Source organism: Streptomyces sp. NPDC031274 (assembly GCF_055570235.1).
On sequence record NZ_JBVIHP010000286.1, the window covers coordinates 1 to 1,288 of the forward strand.

At 70.9% G+C, this 1,288-nt stretch carries 2 protein-coding genes and 1 pseudogene; 2 read left to right on the forward strand and 1 reads right to left on the reverse strand.

Annotated features, from left to right (window positions below; translation table 11 throughout):
* Positions 1–356: DUF4956 domain-containing protein (locus ACZ5CR_RS45705; protein ID WP_468869737.1), on the reverse strand; the 356-nt coding region annotated here is incomplete at its 3' end.
* Between the two features lie 197 nt (positions 357–553).
* On the opposite strand from ACZ5CR_RS45705, the gene ACZ5CR_RS45710 reads away from it, so the two are divergent.
* Together ACZ5CR_RS45710 and ACZ5CR_RS45715 are read left to right on the forward strand one after the other, a co-directional pair.
* Complete coding sequence (locus ACZ5CR_RS45710; protein ID WP_468869739.1) at positions 554–1,150, forward strand: DJ-1/PfpI family protein; 597 nt, start codon at positions 554–556, stop codon at positions 1,148–1,150.
* A gap of 53 nt (positions 1,151–1,203) precedes the next feature.
* Positions 1,204–1,288 (forward strand): annotated as a pseudogene (locus ACZ5CR_RS45715) (MarR family transcriptional regulator); the annotation flags it as partial.

The following is a 1,288-nucleotide window of genomic DNA, read 5'->3' on the forward strand; positions in this document are numbered from 1 at the left end:
ACGGCCGCGAGCCCGGCGGCGACCGGCAGGTCGAGGCCCGGAAGTCCGCAGAGGAGGCCGAGGACGAGGGTGATGAAGTAGTACGCGACTTCCTGGTGCTGCACGGCGTCCGAGCGCAGCCGCACGATCGAGAGCACCCCGAAGAGCCCGAACCCGAGCGCGAGCCCGCCGTTGCCACCGGCGCTCGCGAGGGCCGATACGACCGCGAAGAGTGCGACGTTCAGGGCGAGGTAGGCGGGGACCAACTCCCGCCTGCGGTGCCGTGGATAGAAGACCCCGAAGGTCAGGAGGGTCACGGCCACCAGGTCGAGGCCGAGGTGGGCGGCCATCTGTCCGAGGTTCTCTGCGCTGTCCATGACCAGGACGCTAGGGAACGGCGGGTTAAGGGCGCCCCCAGCGAGGGTTAACGAGCCCGGGCCACCCACATCCCAGGAGGCCCATCCCTGGATCAGGGCGAGGTATTGACAGCATGCTGTCTATTTGACAGCATGCTTACATACGCACAGCGAAGCAGGCGCAGCATTCAGCGGCACCCCACCCAGTGGAGGCAGTCATGACCCGCAAGCCCGTGCACCTCGCCGTTTACGACACGCTCGCCGACTGGGAGCCCGGATACGCCACCGCGTACCTCGCCCGCGCCGGGTATGAGATCCGCACCGTCGCAGCGGACTCGCTCGGCCCCGTCACCACCGCGGGCGGCGTCCGCATCCAGCCCGACCTGACCCTCGCCGACCTGCGGCCCGAGGACAGCGCGCTGCTGATCCTGCCGGGCGCCGACCTGTGGGACACGGGCCACGACCTCGCCCCCTTCGGCCGCGCGGCCCGTGCGTTCCTCGACGCGGACGTGCCGGTCGCCGCGATCTGCGGGGCCACCGCCGGGCTCGCCCGGGAGGGGCTGCTCGACGAGCGCGCGCACACCAGCGCGGTGTCGTTCTACCTCGCGGCCACCGGCTACAAGGGCGGCGAGCGGTACGTGGACGTCGACGCCGTCACCGACGGCGGGCTGACCACGGCAGGGCCGACCGAGCCCGTGGCCTTCGCCCGCGAGATCCTCGGGCGGCTCGGCGCCTTCGAGGGCGAGAAGCTGGACGCGTGGTACCGGCTGTTCCACGACTCGGACGCGTCCGCCTACGAGGTGCTCGAGTCGTGAGCACCGACCAGAACCAGGAGCAGGAGCAGGTGCGGGACCAGGTGCGGGACCAGGTGCGGGACCAGCAGGACCTGTTCTCCCGCACCGCCCTCGGCGTCTTCCGCCTCAACGGCCAGTTCCTCTCCGTGGCCGATGAGT

Excerpts from the sequence above, each read along its gene's own strand:
- ACZ5CR_RS45710 (WP_468869739.1), top strand. The coding sequence starts at position 554 with ATGACCCGCAAGCCCGTGCACCTCGCCGTTTACGACACGCTCGCCGAC.